This is a genomic window from Corynebacterium sp. Z-1 (assembly GCF_031844665.1).
In the GTDB taxonomy this organism is placed as follows: Bacteria; Actinomycetota; Actinomycetes; order Mycobacteriales; family Mycobacteriaceae; genus Corynebacterium; species Corynebacterium sanguinis.
In genome coordinates, this window is record NZ_CP134621.1 from 2049670 (window position 1) to 2067901 (window position 18232).

General features: G+C 66.2%; 17 protein-coding genes. 9 read left to right on the plus strand and 8 right to left on the minus strand.

Annotation, left to right across the window (positions count from 1 at the left end; translation table 11 throughout):
• Nucleotides 1–9: 9 nt before the first annotated feature.
• The 4 genes from RIU96_RS09995 to RIU96_RS10010 all read left to right on the plus strand — a co-directional run bounded on the left by RIU96_RS09995 (nucleotide 10) and on the right by RIU96_RS10010 (nucleotide 5722).
• Nucleotides 10–1407 carry a 3'-5' exonuclease gene (locus RIU96_RS09995; protein ID WP_144740574.1) on the plus strand — a complete coding sequence of 466 codons (1398 nt, stop codon included), beginning with the start codon at nucleotides 10–12 and terminating at the stop codon, nucleotides 1405–1407.
• 48 nt (nucleotides 1408–1455) lie between these two features.
• Complete coding sequence (locus RIU96_RS10000; RefSeq protein ID WP_144740571.1) at nucleotides 1456–2052, plus strand: hypothetical protein; 597 nt, start codon at nucleotides 1456–1458, stop codon at nucleotides 2050–2052.
• A gap of 71 nt (nucleotides 2053–2123) precedes the next feature.
• The gene (treY, locus tag RIU96_RS10005; RefSeq protein WP_311204932.1) at nucleotides 2124–4664 is read left to right on the plus strand and encodes a malto-oligosyltrehalose synthase; all 2541 of its coding nucleotides are present in this window, start codon (nucleotides 2124–2126) and stop codon (nucleotides 4662–4664) included.
• A gap of 20 nt (nucleotides 4665–4684) precedes the next feature.
• Nucleotides 4685–5722 carry a GTP pyrophosphokinase gene (locus tag RIU96_RS10010; protein ID WP_144318092.1) on the plus strand — a complete coding sequence of 346 codons (1038 nt, stop codon included), beginning with the start codon at nucleotides 4685–4687 and terminating at the stop codon, nucleotides 5720–5722.
• 97 nt (nucleotides 5723–5819) lie between these two features.
• On the opposite strand, the gene RIU96_RS10015 is transcribed toward RIU96_RS10010, so the two are convergent.
• From RIU96_RS10015 to RIU96_RS10025, 3 genes are read right to left on the minus strand one after another with little or no spacing between them, the layout of a single operon-like run.
• Complete coding sequence (locus tag RIU96_RS10015) at nucleotides 5820–6197, minus strand: Hsp15 family ribosome-associated heat shock protein (protein WP_259810753.1); 378 nt, start codon at nucleotides 6195–6197, stop codon at nucleotides 5820–5822.
• Nucleotides 6198–6205: 8 nt separating this feature from the next.
• Nucleotides 6206–6448: a hypothetical protein gene (locus RIU96_RS10020; RefSeq protein ID WP_136651533.1), complete on the minus strand. Its 243-nt coding sequence runs from the start codon at nucleotides 6446–6448 to the stop codon at nucleotides 6206–6208.
• 11 nt (nucleotides 6449–6459) lie between these two features.
• A complete protein-coding gene (locus RIU96_RS10025) occupies nucleotides 6460–7119 on the minus strand; it encodes an IMPACT family protein (RefSeq protein ID WP_311204933.1) in 660 nt (219 codons plus the stop codon).
• A gap of 31 nt (nucleotides 7120–7150) precedes the next feature.
• Between RIU96_RS10025 and treZ the strand changes: the two genes are divergently transcribed.
• Both treZ and RIU96_RS10035 read left to right on the plus strand, forming a co-directional pair.
• Nucleotides 7151–8902, plus strand: coding sequence for a malto-oligosyltrehalose trehalohydrolase (gene treZ, locus RIU96_RS10030; protein ID WP_259810757.1), 1752 nt, complete (start codon nucleotides 7151–7153; stop codon nucleotides 8900–8902).
• Nucleotides 8903–9099: 197 nt separating this feature from the next.
• The gene (locus RIU96_RS10035) at nucleotides 9100–9276 is read left to right on the plus strand and encodes a hypothetical protein (protein WP_259810759.1); all 177 of its coding nucleotides are present in this window, start codon (nucleotides 9100–9102) and stop codon (nucleotides 9274–9276) included.
• Between the two features lie 10 nt (nucleotides 9277–9286).
• On the opposite strand, the gene ilvA is transcribed toward RIU96_RS10035, so the two are convergent.
• Entirely contained in the window at nucleotides 9287–10570 is a 1284-nt protein-coding gene (ilvA, locus tag RIU96_RS10040) for a threonine ammonia-lyase IlvA (protein WP_259810761.1), read from the minus strand.
• A gap of 208 nt (nucleotides 10571–10778) precedes the next feature.
• On the opposite strand from ilvA, the gene RIU96_RS10045 reads away from it, so the two are divergent.
• Nucleotides 10779–10952 (plus strand): hypothetical protein, encoded by a 174-nt coding sequence (locus RIU96_RS10045; RefSeq protein ID WP_259810763.1) that lies wholly within the window; start codon nucleotides 10779–10781, stop codon nucleotides 10950–10952.
• Here RIU96_RS10045 and RIU96_RS10050 read toward each other — a convergent pair.
• On the minus strand, nucleotides 10949–11071 hold the full coding sequence (locus RIU96_RS10050; protein ID WP_259810765.1) for a hypothetical protein: 123 nt from the start codon (nucleotides 11069–11071) through the stop codon (nucleotides 10949–10951). The two genes, RIU96_RS10045 and RIU96_RS10050, sit on opposite strands and share 4 nt — an antisense overlap.
• Between RIU96_RS10050 and RIU96_RS10055 the strand changes: the two genes are divergently transcribed.
• Together RIU96_RS10055 and RIU96_RS10060 are read left to right on the plus strand one after the other, a co-directional pair.
• Entirely contained in the window at nucleotides 11016–11792 is a 777-nt protein-coding gene (locus tag RIU96_RS10055) for a choice-of-anchor I domain-containing protein (protein WP_396136768.1), read from the plus strand. The genes RIU96_RS10050 and RIU96_RS10055 overlap by 56 nt on opposite strands.
• Nucleotides 11678–12550, plus strand: coding sequence for a choice-of-anchor I family protein (locus RIU96_RS10060; protein WP_311205186.1), 873 nt, complete (start codon nucleotides 11678–11680; stop codon nucleotides 12548–12550). Before RIU96_RS10055 ends, RIU96_RS10060 begins: the two co-directional genes overlap by 115 nt.
• A 52-nt stretch (nucleotides 12551–12602) precedes the next feature.
• On the opposite strand, the gene dnaE is transcribed toward RIU96_RS10060, so the two are convergent.
• The 3 genes from dnaE to RIU96_RS10075 all read right to left on the minus strand — a co-directional run bounded on the left by dnaE (nucleotide 12603) and on the right by RIU96_RS10075 (nucleotide 18220).
• Complete coding sequence (gene dnaE / locus RIU96_RS10065) at nucleotides 12603–16163, minus strand: DNA polymerase III subunit alpha (protein WP_311204935.1); 3561 nt, start codon at nucleotides 16161–16163, stop codon at nucleotides 12603–12605.
• A 69-nt stretch (nucleotides 16164–16232) separates the two neighbouring features.
• Entirely contained in the window at nucleotides 16233–17507 is a 1275-nt protein-coding gene (locus RIU96_RS10070) for an ABC transporter permease (RefSeq protein WP_311204936.1), read from the minus strand.
• Nucleotides 17504–18220 (minus strand): ABC transporter ATP-binding protein, encoded by a 717-nt coding sequence (locus RIU96_RS10075; protein ID WP_136651667.1) that lies wholly within the window; start codon nucleotides 18218–18220, stop codon nucleotides 17504–17506. Before RIU96_RS10075 ends, RIU96_RS10070 begins: the two co-directional genes overlap by 4 nt.
• Between the last annotated feature and the right edge of the window lie 12 nt (nucleotides 18221–18232).

Here is an 18232-nt window from a genome sequence, read left to right on the forward strand (position 1 = left end):
GAGAGTTACGTGTCTGAGGTTTCTTCACATTCCGCGCTCAAGGCGCGCGGGGTCACGCTCAAGGTGGAGGGCACTGAGCTGGTACTCAGCCCGTCGCCGCTGGAGGCGTCGATAAGCGGCTCAAGCGAGCCCGTGCGTATCGACGCCACCACGATCACGCGCCTGCACGTCACCGACGGTGACGCCTGGCGCGGCGGCGCGTGCGGCATTGAAACGCCGCAGCGTACGGTCGATGTGGCTTTCTTCCCCGGCGACGCCCAGGCCCCCGCGCGGTTGCGCGAGCTTGTCGACGCCGCAGCGCGAGGCGAGGCCGCTAGTACACGGATCCCGGGGTTCGACTTCGTCGGCTTCGACGTCGAGACGGCCAATCCGGCGTGGGGGTCGATCTGCCAAATCGGCCTCGTCCGAGTCATCGACGGCGAGGAAACCGAGCGCGCGACCTGGCTGTGCACTCCCCCGCCGGGCCTCGACGAGTTTGACCCCTCCAACGTGGCCATCCACGGCATCTCCGCCGGGGCGGTCGCCGACGCCCCGCCGGTGGCGCAGCGCATCGACGAGCTGGTCGAGTTCGTCGGCGAGCTGCCCGTGGTCGCGCACAACGCGCAGTTCGACGCCACGGCCCTGCGCGACGCCTGCCGCGCCGTGGGGCGCGACATCCCGAACATCCTGTTCGCGTGCACGCTCGCGCAGTCGCGCGCGGCGAGGCTGAAGGTGGAAAACCACCGCCTGCCGACCCTCGCGGAGCACTTCGGGGTCAGTTTGGACAAGCACCACGATGCCGGTGAGGACGCCGCCGCGTGCGCGGGCATCATGGTGGGCCTTGCCCGCGACGCCGGCCACGAGGGAAGCCTGATGAACTTCGTCCACTCCACCGGGTTTACCCTCGGCGTGATTGGCGACGAGCGCGTCACACCCGTGCTGCGCGACCGCTCGGGCGCAGCCCGGGCGCTGCAGGCCTCCTCGACAGACGGCGCTGCCGTGACCCCGCGCGGCAGCAACCAGCACGAATCGCCGGTGCCCGCACCCGCCCAGGAGTCCGCGCCGGAGGAAGAATCCCCCCGCCGCGGCCCCGCCCCTTGGCAGTCCGTGGCCACCCCGGACACCATCCCGGACCCCGACCCCCAAGCCGACCCCAACTCCCCGCTCTACGGCCACAACGTCACGCTCACCGGCGAGTTCGAGCCTTTTGACAAGGGCCAACTGTGGTCCGGCATCGCCGCCCAGGGCGGTCAGGTGGGCAAGAACGTGACCAAGAAGACCACCATCTTGGTCACCGGCGAGTGGGCGACGATGACGTCGAAGGAAAAGCGCGCCCGCGAGCTCATGGACAAGGGCCAGGACATTGAGATCTGGTCGGCCGAGAAGCTACTCGACGCCCTCGGGCTCAACGAACAGCCACCGTTCTAGGGAACCGAACCCGTTGCGCGGCAGTCTAAGAAAAGTATGACTGCCGCGATGAGCGCTCTTCTTAGCCCCTACGCAGCCGCCGTGCCATGCGCGCTGACGCCCCGCCTCGTGCGGCGCAGCGCGCTGCCGGATGCCGCCTGCTGGTCAAGCAGTGAATTTTCCGCCAGCACCGCCTACATCACGCTCTCGCCCGAGTTGGTGTGCGTATTGGCGGATCACACCGGCCGGCCAGCGAGCCACCAGAGGATCGGCGCGATGGGCCGCAGCGTCACCGGGGCGTGGAACGCGGCAGCGCGCGGCGTGATCAATGAGGCAGTCAGCGACGGGCAGGTCGAGCTGTGGGTCAGGGACGCCACCGCAGCTTTTGGAGCTGACGTCCCGCGCGGGCTCCAACTGCGCGACGACCGGATGATACCCACGACGTGGCTGACCCACCCAAAGCTCTTTACCGTCTTAGATTCGCACTTCACGCAAGTGTTACGGCCGCGCTTCGGCCTGACATACCTCACCCGCGACTACCGCGAACTGTTCGTCTTTGACGCGCTCCCCAGCTCGTTCGCGCGGCGCTTCGCTTCGGCGTGCGTGATGCGCTACTCCGTGGGCTTTCCCCTCGTGGAACGCAGCGACCACCCTGCCGCGTGCTGAAAAAAGATTACGCTTGAACGGGCACGTACGACGTAGGAAAGCAACACAAGATCTATTTCTCAGGAGCCCTGATGCGACGCCCGATTACATCCACCTACCGCCTCCAGCTGCGCGGCCCCCACGCCGACCCCACGGGGCGGCGGTACGGGTTCGCGGAGGCCGCGGAGCAGATCCCGTACCTGCGCTCGCTCGGTGTCTCGCACCTGTACCTCTCCCCGATCTTCACGGCGGTCAAAGAGTCCAACCACAACTACGACGTCACGGACCCCACCGTGGTCAACCCGGAGCTCGGCGGGATCGAGGGCCTGCGCGAGCTCGCCGCGGTTGCCCACGACGCGGGCCTGGGCATCGTGCTCGACATCGTGCCCAACCACCTCGGCGTGGAAACGCCGCGGCTGAACAAGTGGTGGTGGGACGTGTTGAAGCTGGGCCAGGGCTCGGAGTACGAGCCCTACTTCGACATCGACTGGCACGAGGACAACGGCGCTGGCGGCCGGCTCGGCCTGCCCGTTTTGGGCGCGGAGGGCGACGAGGACAAGTTCAAGCTGGTCCACCTCGACGAGATCGACGAGGACGTGCTCGAGTACTACGACAATTACTTTCCGCTGGACCCCGAGAGCTACAGCTCGCTTGACGACGACCCCCTCGACGTCTACTCCAAGCAGCACTACCGCCTGATGTTCTGGCGCGACGGGGTGATCTCCTACCGGCGCTTCTTCTCCGTTAACGGCCTCGCCGGGATCCGCCAAGAAGACCCCCTGGTGTTCGAGCAAACCCACCGGATCCTGCGCCAGCTCATCGCCGAGGACCTGATCGACGGCGTACGCGTGGATCACCCGGACGGCCTGGCGGACCCGTTTGACTACCTCACCCGCCTGCGCGGGCTGATGGGCGACGACCGCTGGCTCGTGGTGGAGAAAATCCTCGGCGTCAACGAGCCGCTTGACCCGCGCCTCGCCGTCGACGGCACGACCGGCTACGACGCGATGCGCGAGTTCGACGGGGTGTTCATCTCGCGCGAGGCGGAGGACTCGTTGAGCATGCTGGCGATGCAACAGTCGGGCTCGACGTGGGACGAGGCGGCCATTTCCGCCGCCGAGCACCAGCTCAAGCGCGACGTGGCGTCCTCCGAGCTGGGCGCGGAGATCCAGCGCCTCACCCGCGCGATTCGCCGCGACAACTTCTCCACGGCCGGCTCCACCGTCTCCGACGAGGACCTGCGCTCGACCGTGGTCGAGCTCGTCGCGGCGATTCCGGTGTACCGCGCTGACTACATCTCCCTGTCGCGCATCACCTCCTCGGTGGTGGCCGAGATGGCGCGCCGTTTCCCCTCCCGGCGCGACGCGCTCGATCTGATCACCGCCGCGCTGCTGGCTAACAGTGAGGCGAAGACGCGTTTTTCCCAGGTCTGCGGCGCGGTGATGGCCAAGGGCGTGGAAGACACCCTGTTCTACCGCGCGAGCCGCCTTGTGGCGCTGCAGGAGGTCGGTGGCGCTCCCGGCCGGTTCGGTGTGTCTGCGGCCGAGTTCCACCTGCTGCAACAGGAGCGCGCCAACCTGTGGCCGCTCGCGATGACCTCGCTGACCACGCACGACACGAAGCGCACGGAGGACACCCGCGCGCGGATCATTGAGATTACGGAGGTTGCGAACGATTTCGCCGAGCTGGTGCGCCAGGTCAACGCGATCGTCCCGGCGCCCGATGCCGCGACCGCGCACTTTCTCATCCAGAACCTGCTCGGTGTGTGGCCGCACGACGGGGAGATTACGGAGTCGCTGCGTTCCCGCCTGCACGACTACGCGATCAAGGCGGTGCGCGAAGCCGGGGTGAAGACGAGCTGGTTCGATCAGGATGAAACGTTCGAGCAGGCCATCACCGACTGGATCGACGCGCTGCTCTCCGGCCCGGTGACGTCCGCGATCACGGACTTCGCCGCGCGCTTGCACGGCGGCGCAATCCAGGTCTCTCTGGGCCGCAAGATGCTGCAGCTCATCGGCCCCGGTATCCCGGATACCTACCAGGGCCAGGAGTACTTCGATCTCTCGCTGGTTGACCCCGACAACCGCCGCTTCGTCGACTACACGCAGCGCGCCCAGACGCTGGAGCAGTACCTCGAGTTCAAGGCAGGCACCGATCGCTCGCTGGCGGCGTACCTGGCGCTCGGCGAGGAACCCGCCGAGGGCGCCGGGGACGCAGTCTCGCCCGCGGTGTACCCGCACCTGCCGGAGATCATCGACCGCGCGAAGCAGGCCGTCGTCCGCGAGGCGCTGATGCTGCGTCGTGAGCACCCGGATGTGTTCTTGGCCGGGGAGCACCAGCCCGTCTTCGGTGTCGGCGAGGCGGAATCGCACTTGGTGGGCCTCGCGCGCGGCGACGGCGATGTGCGCGGCGCGGCGGGCCTGTCCGTCATCGCGCTGGCAACGCGCCGCCCCCTGCTGCTTGAGCGTCGCGGCGGTTGGGGCGACACCACGGTGACCCTGCCGGAGGGCAGCTGGGTCGACCGCGTCTCAGGCCGAACGTTCGAGGGCACCGTGCCCGTCGCCGACGTGCTCGAGGTCCTGCCCACGGCCCTACTCGTCTCGCGACGGCTGATCAACTCCGTGGCCCTGTAAGGCAGGTATCCTTGGCCCCCGTGAAAAACGAGCGCAGCGGAAAGAAGCGCAAAGGCGCCAAGCCCTCCGACGACACGATCGCGCGTCTCGGGTCGACCTACCACGCCTGGGTCGCGGTACACCCGGACGCCGGCACCGCGTTCCAGCAGGCGCTCGTCGAGCTGCTTGGCGACGCCGGCGTCAACTTCGACCGCGTCGACGTCCGCATCAAGTCGTGGCCCTCGCTCAAGGCCAAGGCCCGCAAGCAGCGCGACGGCGCTTACGTCTACCCCGACCCGTGGAACGACATTCGGGACGTGGTCGGGGCGCGCATTACGGTGCTGCACTCCACGGAGATTCCGGCGGTGCTAACGCTGTTGGCGGACGAGTTTGAGGTGCTACGCAGCGTCGATAAGGCTCAGGAGACGCGCATTGCTGGTGGCTTCGGGTACGGCTCGCACCACGTTGTGCTGCGGGTGACGGACAATTCGGAGAACCTCGAGTCATACGCGGGCACCCAGTTTGAGGTGCAGATCCGCACCGTGCTGCAGCACGCGTGGGCGGAGTTCGAGCACGACATCCGCTACAAGCGCTCCGGGGAGGCCCCGGACCCGCAGATCGACCGCGCGTTCACGCTTGCCGCCGGCCTGATCGAGCTCGCCGACCAGCAGTTCGACCAGATCGCCAGCATCAACAACCCCCACCACTCCGTGGACACGGGCGTGGATGCCGAGCTCGCGCCGGAGACGCTGCCCGGCGTGCTCACGGTGCTTCTGGGCAGCCGCTTTCCGCTGTCGCGCCCGAGCGACTACCGCTTCCTCATGGAGCTTCTGCGCGCCCACGACATCGAGACGGTGTCGCAGCTGGCGGAGCTGGTCAACGCCGCCGACTTGGAAGCCGTGGGCAGCGCGATGAATTACGCCTTCGTGCCCGGGCAGGTGCGCATTATCGACGACGTCCTGCTGAACCGTTTTGCCACCGAGCACATCGAGCGCACCGCGGAGCTGGGCAACCGCCCGAAGCTGCGCCGCGACCGCTTGGGCACGCGTTTGGCGGCGTTGCGCGCCGGCCGCGGGTAGGCGCCGGGTTCCGCGTAAACCCGCTCGCTGCAATCTGCGCCGAGTTTAGGCTGAGCACCCGCACTCTTACCCGTGCGGGTTTGGGGTGAAGCGCGAGCTAGAACCCGCGCAGCCGATCGATGGCGCGGCGGTCCTTCTTCGTCGGGCGCCCGGCCCCCCGGTCGCGCACCGGCAGCGTGGCAAAGATGTCGCGCGGCGGCGGTGGCGGGGACTTATCGACGTACATCGTGCGCGCCACCGGAGCCCCCACGCGCTTGCGCACTGTGCCCGTGACCTCGAACTCTAGGTAGCGGTGGTCCTTCCAGACGCGGATGTGGTCGCCCGGCGCCACCTGGGCGGCGGGCTTGGCGGACACCCCGCCGAGCTTGACGTGCCCGGCGCGCACCGCTTCAGCGGATTGCGAGCGGGTCTTGAAAATACGCACCGCCCACAGCCACACGTCGAGGCGGACGGGCGCGCCGTCGGGTTCAGTCATGGATGCCTTTAGTAGTTGTCCCTGTGGTTGACGATTTTCTGCACCTTGTTGTAGTTCACAAACCCGCCGACCACGCCGATGATCAGGCCGAGGATGAGGATGGTGAAGGAAAACGGCGAGCCGATAAGGAAACCGAGCGCAATGCCACCGACCACGCCGCCGCCGGCGAAGGCCACTGCGTTGCGGGAGTAGCGGCGCACGGCCTGCTTGCGCGCTTCGATCGGGTTGTTGGGGCGGGGCTGCATTGTCATGGCTCTAAAGTCTAGCCACGCGCGGCCACTTCCACCCACTCGTACCCGGCGCTGCGTGCGGTGGCGCTGCCGTGGGTGGCGGCGGCGAGGAGGGCGTCGACACGCTCGCGCTGCCCGGCAGGGAACGCGAGGGTGTACTCGGCCAGGCTGCCGTAGGTGATGTCGGCGATGTCGACGCCAGCGTTGCGCAGCTCGGCCTCTATGCGCCCGGCGTCGGCGTGCGGCAGCGCCACGGTGGCCAGCTCGGCGACGCGGCGCTCAACCCGCGGGACATAAATCAGCGCTTCCGAGACGGCGTTGGAGTACGCGTGAACGAGCCCGCCGGCGCCAAGCTTGATGCCTCCGAAGTACCTGGTCACCACAGCCGCGATGTCGCGCATTCCGGAGCCGCGCAGCACGTCGAGCATCGGGGTGCCCGCGGTGCCCGAGGGCTCGCCGTCGTCGGAGGAGCGCTCGATCGGGTTAGCCGCCTCGCCGCTGACGATGCAGGCGAAGCAGTGGTGGCGGGCGTCGGGGTATGCGGCGCGGGCGGCGTCGACAAGCGAGCGGGCGGCGGCCTCGTCGTTGGCGCGGGCGATCCAGGCGATGAAGCGCGAGCGTTTGATCTCAAGCTCGGCAACGACCGGCTCGCCCGCAGCGGGCAGGTCGTAGGGCAGCGGAGTAGTTGACATGGTTGCCTTTGATGTTACTACTGTCGGTTATATGTCTTGCGTCGAAATGTTCGAGGTGTGGGCCCCGTTCGCCCACGATGTTCGCCTGCTTGTCGACGGCGCCGAGCATCCCATGTCAAGGGACGGCACTCGCACCGGGTGGTGGGTTCTCGACCCGGCCGTCGCCACCCCGCGCGATGGCCAACGGTACGCGTTTCGCCTGTTCGACGGCACGGATTGGTCAAAGCCGCTGCCGGATCCGCGCAGCCGCGCCCAGCCCGACGGCGTGCACGGCACCTCCCAAGTCGTCGGCACCGACTTCGACTGGACGGACGAATCCTGGGCCGGACTGCACCTTCGCGGCCAGCTCATCTACGAGCTGCACGTCGGCACGTTTACGGACGCCGGGACGTTTGAGGGGGTCGTCGACAAGCTTGATTACCTGCTCGGCCTTGGCGTGACCACCATCGAGCTGATGCCGGTGCAGCCGTTCGGCGGAACGCGCAACTGGGGCTACGACGGGGTCGAGTGGTTCGCCGTGCAGGACTCCTACGGCGGGCCCAAGGGGTTAAAAAAGCTTGTCGACGCCGCCCACAACAAAGGCATCGCGGTGATCTTGGACGTGGTTTACAACCACTTCGGGCCCGAAGGGAACTACAACGGCTCCTTCGGCCCGTACACCACCGCCGGGCACACCGACTGGGGCGATGTGGTCAACCTCTCCGGCCCCGGCTCCGACGAGGTGCGCGCCTACATCCTCGACGCTGTGCGCCAGTGGCTCGACGAGTTCCACCTCGATGGGTTGCGCCTCGACGCCGTGCACGCCTACGACGACCGGCGCGCGTTTTCCATCATGGAGGAAATCCGCCGCGTCTCCGACTCGGTGGCGGAAGTAACCGGGGTGCCGCGCACCATCATCGGCGAAACGGACCAAAACGACCCGCGCATTGTCAACGACGAGTCCGTCGGCGGCTACGGCCTGAGCGCGCAATGGCTTGACGACGTCCACCACTGCATCCACACCCTGGTCAGCGGGGAACGCCAGGCGTACTACGTGGACTTCGGCACTGTCGACATCCTCGCCGACACCCTGCGCCACGCCTACCGCTTCCGCGACACGTGGTCCGAGTACCGGCGCCGCACGCACGGGCGCCCCCTGGACCTCGACGCAATCGGGCCGTGGCGCATGATCACCTACACCACCACCCACGACCAAACAGGCAACCGGGCGGCAGGTGATCGCCCCTCGCAGTACCTCTCGCCTGCCCAGCAGGTGCTCAAAGCGGCGGTCGTTTTGTGCTCCCCGTTCACCCCGATGCTGTTCATGGGGGAGGAGTTCGGTGCCCGCACGCCGTTTCCCTTCTTCTGCTCGCACACTGACGAGGAGCTCAACCGGCTCACCCGCGAGGGCCGCTTCCACGAGTTCTCGCGCCTCGGCTGGGACCCCGACGACGTGCCCGACCCCTCCGCCCCGGCGACCTTCGAGTCGGCCCGATTGAAGTGGGAGTTCGACCGCGACCAGGACGAAGTCTTCGAGGCCTACCAGGCGCTCATCGGCCTGCGCGAGCGCTACGGCTTCGCCCGCGAGGACCTGCGCGATCTCCACGTGGACAACTCAGAGACCTGGCTGACCATGAGCTACGACTCCCCCGAGCCTGTCACCCTCGCCTGCAACTTCAGCGACGCCCCCGTCACCGTGCCCGTCGGCGGCAACCTAGTGTACTCCTTTACCAACCCGGAGGTCACCGCGGACTCCACAACCTTGGAGCCCTGGGGGTTCGCGCTGATCGAGCGCACGGTATAGGCGGCGCGAGGTGCCCCTGACCAGCACGGAAAGACGCCTCAACCTCGCGTGGTTGCTCGTGGTAGCGCTGCCGTCGGTCGGGTTGTGCATCTCCTGCCTTCGCAGCGCGCACACCCCGTGGCAGTTCGCACTCGGGGTAGCCTCAGCGGCCTGTATCACTGCCGCGCTGCTGCGCCACGTTCCCACGTACTCGGCGCTTGCCCCGAGGGATTTTTAAGAGCCGCTCGTTCCCGCTGCTCTTCGCCAGCTACGTGCCCAGCGTCATCGGGCACTGGCAGGGTGGGCTGGCGCTGGTAGCGCTTGTCCACCCGCTCATCTGCTACTTGTTCATCGCCAGCCGCGAGCGCCTGCACGAGTGGGCGAGGCGGCGCTAGGTAACCGCTCTTACCCGGAGACGATGAAGTCGTACTCCTGCGTGCCGGGCTGCAGCCGGCGGCAGTCGATCGGGGATGCGTCCATGCGCTCCATGAGCGGCTCCAGATCCCGCGCACGGGTCAGCTCGAGGCCGACGAGCGCGGTGCCGGTTTCGCGGTTGTTCTTTTTCAGGTACTCGAACAAAACGATGTCGTCGTCAGGTCCGAGGATATCGGTGAGGAAGGTGCGCAGCTGGCCCGGCTCCTGCGGGAAGTTCACCAGGAAGTAGTGCTTGAGACCGCGGTGGATCAGCGAGCGCTCCATGATCTCGGCGTAGCGCAGCACGTCGTTATTGCCCCCGGAGATGATGCACACCACCGTGCTGCCCGGCTCGAACTTCACGCCGTTAAGTCCCGTGACCGCCAGCGCACCCGCCGGCTCGGCGATGATGCCCTCGTTTTGGTACAGGCTGAGCATCTCGGTGCACACGGCGCCCTCGTCGGCAATGACCATGTGGATGCGGCTTAGGTTGGCGTCGATGACCTGAAACGGCAGCGCGCCGATGCGCTTCACGGCCGCGCCGTCGACGAAGGGGTCGATCGACTCGAGCGTCACCGGCTCACCCTGGGCGAGCGCCGCGTGCAGCGATGCCGCCCCTTTCGGCTCCACGGCAATGATCCACGTCAGAGGCGACATGTCGGCGAGGTAGGACGCCACACCAGCAAGCAGCCCGCCGCCGCCGACGGGGACAGCGACGCTGCCGAGCTCGCGACCGAGCCCGGTGAGCTGGCTGAGGATCTCCGCGGCGACGGTCCCCTGCCCGACCATGGTGGCGCGGGCGTCGAAAGGCTCGACGACGGTTGCGCCGCGCGCGATCGCGTCGGCACGCGCAGCCTCAGCCGCCTCGTCGAAGCTGTTGCCCACGACGACGAGCTCGATCGCGTCGCCGCCATGGACGAGGATGCGGTCGCGCTTCTGCTTCGGCGTCGGCTTGGGCACGAAGATCTTGCCGCGAATGCCCATCGCACGGCAGGCGTACGCCACGCCTTGGGCATGGTTGCCTGCCGACGCCGCCACGACGCCCGCCGCCTTCTCCTCCGGCGTGAGGTTGGCGATGTTGTAGTAGGCGCCGCGGATCTTGTACGAGCGCACGTCCTGCAGGTCCTCGCGCTTGAGGTACACCTCCACCCCGTACTGCTGCGACAAGCGGGGGCAGTACTGCAACGGGGTGGGCTCGATGACGGACGAAATCCTCGCCTGCGCCGCCTGGATGTCGGCTGCGTGCACGGGCTGGAAGTTCGTTGTCTCACTCATGGACAGCCAGTTTATCCCCATGGGTTCTCACCCGACGGTGTGAGCCACCCAAGTAAGTGCGTTCACCCGCCGTTAATTAGACCGTCACGCAAACCTGCCCCAATTCCACCTGTGGGCCACCCGGCCCCGTTAAAAATAACCTGTCAGTTATATCCCATCTTCGTGAAAGGTGCCCTTTCTGTGAGCAGCCCCCGCCCCGCAGTACTCGGTGCTGCTGCGACCGCACTCGCCTCCGCTTTCGCCCTGGCTACCCCCCGCCCACGCGGCGGTCATCGCCTCCCCGATTCAGGACGGCGCAGCCGACGCCACCGTCGCGTTGAAACCCATCGGCTCCTACAACGCCGGGGTGTTCGATGAGTCCACCGCGGAGATCGTCGCCTAACACGCCGCGTCGAAGCGCCTGCTCACAGTAAACGCCCACGCGGGCGTCATCGACGTCCTCGACATCAGCGACCCGACCAACCCGACCAAGATCGGCTCCGTCTCGGGCGGCGAGGGCACCACGATCAACTCCGTCGCCGTGCGTGCCGACGGCCTCGCGGTCGCCACCGTGGAGCCCTCCACAAAGACCGATGCCGGGGAACTGATCTTCTTCAACGCGGGTGCAAGCGAGCTTGCTTCTGAGCCACTCGGCCGCGTCACCGTCGGCGCGCTGCCCGACATGATCACCATCACCCTCGATGGCGCCCACGCCCTGGTTGCCAACGAGGGCGAGCCGGCCGCAGACTACTCCGTGGACCCCGAGGGCTCCGTCTCCGTTGCCGCGCTACGCAGCGGCGTTGAGGCATCCGCCCAGACGGACGTGCGCACGGCGGACTTCACCGCCTTCAACGCCCCCGACGCGCTGCCGGAGGGGGTTCACGTGTTCGGGCAGGTTGGCGCATCTACCACCGTCGCGCAGATTCTCGAGCCCGAGTACATCACCGTCTCCGGCGGCAAGGCGTGCGTCTCGCTACAGGAGAACAACGCCATCGGGGTCGTCGACATCGCATCCGCCAGCGTGGATCGCATTTTCCCCCTCGGCTACCAGGACCGCGCAACCGTCGCCTTCGACGCCAGCGACAAAGACGGCGGCATCAACCTTAAAAAAACTGGCCGATCGAGGGCATCCTCCAGCCGGACGCCGTCGCGTCGTACCCGGCGAACGGCCAGACCTACATCGTCACCGCGAACGAGGGCGACGCCCGCGACTGGGACGCCTACTCTGAGGAGGTGCGCCTGAAGGACTTCGGCAAAAAGGGCATTGCCCCGGTCTGCGACAACATCGGCGGCCTGTCGCCTGAAGAGGTTGCCGCGATGCGCTCCGATGCCGGCGCCGGACGCCTCAACATGAGCACCACCTTTGGCCTCAACGACGAGAGCGGCTGCTACGACGAGCTCTACGCTTTTGGTGGCCGCAGCTTCTCCATCTTCTCCGCCGACGGCACCCCCGTGTTCGATTCCGGCGAGGACTTTGAGCGCATCACCGCGCGAGTGCTCCCCGACTACTTCAACTCGAACCACACGAAGGCCGAGTTCGACGCACGTTCCGATGATAAGGGCCCCGAGCCCGAGGGCGTCACCCTGGGCACGATCGACGGCCGCACCTACGCCTTCATCGGCTTCGAGCGCGTCGGCGGTGTCATGGTCTACGACATCACCGATCCCTACAACGCGAAGTACCAGACCTACCTCAACAACCGCGACTTCGCGACCAACGCCGGCGACCTCGGCCCGGAGGGGCTGACCTTCATCCCGGCGAGCGACTCCCCCAACGGCAAGAACCTGCTCGCGGTGGGCAACGAAGTCTCCGGCACCACCACCGTCTACCAGGTGGATTCGCTCATCGCCCCGCCCGCCGCGGGTGAAACCTCGCCCGATTCGTCGAGCTCGTTGAGCTCGTTCGGCCTGGTCGCTGGCATCCTCGCCGCACTGCTCGGTGCGATCACGGCTCTCATCGGCGCCGTGATGGCGGGAATCCTGCCCAACCCGCTGGGCTAGGCGGCGTCAGCGCGGAGGCTTCCGGGGCGCGAGTGAGGGCGTCGATAAGCAGCTAACCCACAATCCCCGCGCCGAGGTTGGCCTTGAGGTCGCCCATCAGGCTGGCCGAGCGCTCCACGCGCAAGTGGTCGCCGAGAACCATCAGCTGCGACTGGTCGCCGTGGACGAGGTTGAGGTAGACGTCGGAATCGCCCGGGTTGGTCGACAGGACGTGCTTGAGCTTGCGGATGTTATCCAGGGTGCACTGCTCCGTGCGCATGGTCAGGCGCAGCGGTAGGCCGGCGCCGTTGCCCGGGCCAAGCTCAGGCACCTTGACGTCGTCGCCAAACAGGCTCATCCGCTCGTCGCGGATGGTCACGTGCGCCTTGACTAGGACAATGTTGTCTTCGACGATCTGCGGGGCAACCAACGAGTAGACCTTGTTGAACAACAGCACATCGACCTGGGCGCCGTGGTGATCCTCGATGGTGACAATCGCCCAGGGCGAGCCGTCCTTCTTAGAGAACCTGCGGTCGACGCTCGAGATTAGACCACCGATGGTGATTTCGGCGCCGTTGCGCAGCTCGCCCGACAAAATGTCCGTGAGCTGCGTGTCCGTCTGCGCATCGATGGCCTCCTCGTAACCGTCGAGCGGGTGGCCCGAGACGTAGAGCCCGAGCATCTCCCGCTCGAGCGCCAGGGTGTGCTTCCGGTCCCACTCGTCGTCAGGCACGTCGATGGTGAACACGGCCTGCTCCGCGCCGCCCTCGCCCGCGAAGCTGGCGAACAGGTCGAACTGGCCCTTGTCCGCGGCCCTCTTGGTGGTCAGCACCGAATCAACCGCGTCCTCCTGCACGAGCATCAGCCCCTTGCGCGGGTGGCCCAGCGAGTCGAACGCACCCGCCTTGATCAGGGACTCCGTGATGCGCTTGTTACAGGCGAGCAGCTCGATCTTGTCCAGGTAGTCGGAGAAGCTCGAAAACGCCCCCTTCGTGCGGCGGGTTTCCTTGATCGACTCCACCACTTCCACGCCCACGTTGCGCACCGCGGCGAGGCCGTAGCGGATGTCGCTGCCCACAGCCACGAAGTTCTCTTCGGACTCGTTAATGTCCGGCTGCAGCACGCTAATCCCGAGGTGGCGGCAATCCGCGAGGTAGATCGCCGACTTGTCCTTCTTATCGCCGACAGAGGTCAATAGCGCGGCCATGTACTCGGCGGTGTAGTTGGCCTTGAGGTAGGCCGTCCAGTAGGACACCAGCGCGTAACCGGCGGCGTGGGACTTGTTAAACGCATACGAGGCGAACGGCTCAATCGTGCCCCACAGCGCGTCGACGGCGTCCTTAGAGAACCCGTTGGAGAACATGCCCTCGGAGAACTTCGTGTACTCCTTGGCCAGCACCTCGGGCTTCTTCTTACCCATGGCCTTGCGGAAGCCGTCTGCTTCACCGGCGGTGTAGTTCGCCACCTTCTGCGAGATCCTCATGATCTGCTCCTGGTAGACGATCAGGCCGTAGGTCTCGTCGAGGATCTCCCTCAGCGGCTCCTCGAGCTCCGGGTGAATCGGCGTAATCGGCTTGCGGCCGTTCTTTCGGTCCGCGTACGCCTCGTGCGCCCTGACGCCCATCGGGCCCGGGCGATACAGCGCGAGGGAGGCGACGATATCGTTAAACCCGGTCGGCTTCATGCGCTTGAGCAGGTCCTGCATGCCAACGGAGTCGAGTTGGAACACGCCGAGGGTGTCGCCGCGCGAGAGCAACTCGTAGACGGCAGGGTCGTCGATGTCGAGGGTTTCCAGGTCGATCGTCTCGCCCCGGTTTTTCTCGATGTTGGCCATCGCGTCACCGATGACGGTGAGGTTACGCAGGCCGAGGAAGTCCATCTTCAGAAGGCCGATCGCCTCACACGCCGGGTAATCCCAGCCGGTGATCAGCGCGCCGTCCGCCGGGCGCTTCCACATCGGGATGTGGTCCATCAGCGGCACCCGGGACATGATCACCGCGCAGGCGTGCACGCCTGCCTGGCGCACCACGCCCTCGAGGCCGCGGGCGGTTTCGTAGATCTTGGCCACGTCCGGATCCGTCTCAATGAGCGAGCGGACCTCCGCGGCCTCTGGGTAGCGCTCGTGCTCCGGGTCCGTGATCCCCACCAGCGGAATGTCCTTGGCCATAATCGCGGGCGGCAGCGCGCCGTTGATGCGGTCGGCCATCTGGAAACCAGGCTGGCCAAACCACACCTTGGCCGCGTCCTTAATGGCCTGCTTCGTCTTCACGGTGCCGAAGGTGATCACCTGCGCGATCTTGTCCTCGCCCCAACGCTCGGCCGCGTAAGTGATCATCTCCCCGCGGCGGCGGTCGTCGAAGTCGATATCGATATCCGGCGCGGACGGGCGCTCCGGGTTCAGGAATCGCTCAAACAGCAACCCGTGTTCGATGGGATCGATGTTGGTAATCGTCAGCGCGTACGCGACCAGCGCGCCGGCGGCCGAGCCACGGCCAGGGCCGACGCGGATGCCGATTTCGCGGGCGTGCTTGATGATCTCCGCGACGATAAGGAAGTACGAGGGGTAGCCCTTCATGTCGATCACGTCGACCTCGTAATTCGCGCGGTCGATGTACTCCTGCGGGACCTCTTGGCCCGGGAAGCGTTCCTCCAGCCCGCGCATGACCTCCTTGCGCAGCCACGACGTCGGGGTCTCGCCCTCGGGCACGTCCGCTACCGGCATGCGGTCGTGCGGGTGCTCCTGCCACAGCTCGGAGTAGTCGCCGACGCGCTCGGCGATCCACAGCGTGTTGTCGCAGCCGTCGGGCACGGTCGAGTCCCAGAGCTCGCGCATCTGCGCCGCGGACTTGATGTAGTAACCGGTGCCGTCGAACTTGAAGCGGTCCTGGTCCATCATGGTCTTGCCAGTCTGGACGCACAGCATCGCCTCGTGCGCCGGGGCCTGCGACTCGAGCACGTAGTGGCAGTCGTTGGTCACCAGCGGCGGCAGCTCGAGGATCTCACCGATTTTGAGCAAGTCATCGCGCACCCTGCGCTCGATGTGCAGGCCGTGGTCCATCAGCTCGAGGAAGTAGTTGTCTTTGCCGTAGATGTCCTGCCACATCGCGGCGGCCTCCAGGGCCGCGTCGAACTGGCCGAGGCGCAGGCGCGTCTGCACATCACCCGAGGGGCACCCGGTCGTGGCGATGATGCCGTCGGCGTGCTCGGCGATCAGCTCCGCATCCATGCGCGGCCACTTGCCCAGCTGCCCCTCGTAGGACGCGAGCGTGGACAGCTTGAACAGGTTGCGCAGGCCCGTGGCGTTCTCCGCCAACATGGTCTGGTGGAGGTACGCGCCGGACGCGGAGACGTCGTCACGCTTTTGGTCCGGGGTTCCCCACAGCACGCGCTTTTTGTTAAAGCGCGACTCAGGCGCCATGTAGGCCTCGATGCCGATGATCGGTTTGACGCCCGACTCGACCATGCGGCGGTAAAACGCGTTGGAGCCGAACATGTTGCCGTGGTCGGTCATCCCCACCGCGGGCATGCCCTGGCGGATTACCTCGTCCGCGAGCAGGTCCACCTTTGCCATGCCGTCCAACATGGAAAATTCTGTGTGGTTATGCAGGTGGACGAACGAGGAGTTTTTAGCCATGCGGCTATCCTAACCCGCACGCCGACACAGCAAAACCACCCAAATCACAGGGGTGTAACCCGGACGGTTCTACTCGTAGCGCAGGGCGTCGATAGGCTGCATCTTGGCGGCCTTCGACGCCGGGTAGGCACCGAAAAACACGCCCGTGGCCAGGGAGAATGCCAGAGACATCAGCACGGCGCCGATGGGTGGCCAGACAAACGCGTTAAACGCCGAGGTGGCTATCATGCCGGTCGCGGAGCCCAGCACGATGCCGATGACGCCGCCGACGAGGCAGACCAAAATCGCCTCGACGATGAACTGTGTGCGGATGTCGCGTTGCGTCGCGCCGAGCGCCTTGCGCACGCCAATCTCGCGGGTGCGCTCCGTGACGGTGATCAACATGATGTTCATCACGCCGATGCCGCCGACGACCAGGGAGATGCCGCCGATCGAAGACAGCACCGTCGAGATGATCCCAAACACGTTGGTCAGCTCTTCGAGGCCCTTGGACAGATCAACCACCGTTATCTCATAGTTCGGGTTGCGCTCGTACCAGCGGTTGACGTAGCGCTGCAGCTCCGATTGGAACGCCGCCGTGTCTTCGCCCGCGCTCGACTGCACAGAGAACCCCGTAATAGCCGTTACTGGCGCGCCCACCCGCTCCGCCGCACCAATCGGGATGTACGTCTCGGCCGTAGTGGTCCCACCGGAGGACATCCCGGCGTTGCCCTCGTCTTCCAACACGCCCACGACAGTGAAGACGGCCGTATGGCTGCCGACGGCAACGTCAATGCGCTCGCCGAGGGCCGACTGGGGGTCGCCGTTGAAAAGGGCGTCGATAAGCGGCTTCGACACCACGGTCACCGGCCGGCCCTGGGCGATGTCGTCGGCGTTGAGCGCCCGGCCGAACTGCACATTCTTGTTGCGCATGGTCAGCGTGTCCGCCAGCGAGGGGTAAACGGTGATGGCTGTGTCGGTTTGCTCGCGCGTGACCTGGCCCGAGTTGGACACCGAGCTAACCACGTCAACGCCCTGGATGCGGGGGCCGAAATGGGCGCGCATCTGCTCGAGCTCCTCGAACGAAATCTTGTCCTGGTCGTCCCTCGGCGGTGCTGAGCTCGGCCCGGCGACAGCCGCGTTCGGGTCAGTTTCCTCGGACCGTTCGTGCACCAACACCATGTGATTGGTCGCGCCGACGCCCTCGAGCGATGACATAACCTGCTTCTGCAGGCCGGCGCCAAGCGTCATGATGATGATCACCGCCATGATGCCGATGATGATGCCCAAAAGCGTCAGAAGCGAGCGCAACTTGTTGTTGTTCAGGCTGGACGCCGCCAGGCTGAGGGATTCGCGCAGGTTCATCGCACAACCCCTGCCTTGGGGCGGCGGATATTCGAGATGTTGCCGTCCTTCATCTCCACGATTCGCTCCGTCTCCTCGGCGAGGTCGGGGTTGTGGGTGATGAACACGATCGCTTTGCCCAGCTCCTGGTGAAGCTCGTGGAACAGGTCCATGACCATGCGCCCGGTCGAGGAATCCAGGGCGCCGGTTGGTTCGTCGGCAAGCAGCAGGTCTGGGTCGTTGGCGAGGCTGCGCGCGATGGCGACGCGCTGCTTCTGACCGCCCGAAAGCTCGTTTGGCAGGTGCTTGAGCCGGTCGCCCATCCCCATCTTCTTGAGCAGCTCGGCGGCGATTTCTTCGCGCTCTCGCTTATCGACGCCCGCGTACATCATGGGCATCGCAACATTCTGTAGCGCGTCAATGCGCCCGATCAAGTTGAAGTTCTGGAAGATGAAGCCGATGTTCTGGCTGCGGTAAGACGCCAACTCCTGGTCCTGCTTGGCGTAGACGGGCTCGCCGTTGAACGCGTAGGCGCCCTCTGTGGGGCGGTCGAGCATGCCGATCAGGTTCATCAATGTCGATTTGCCACAGCCCGAGGGCCCGACGATAGAGACGAACTCGCTTTGCTCGGTGTAGAAGTCGATTCCGTGGAGGACCTTGACCTCGCTGGGCTCGTCGGGGTTGTAGGTTTTGACAATGCGGCGCATGTCAATCAACAGGCCGGATTCGGCCATGGAGGTAGGTTC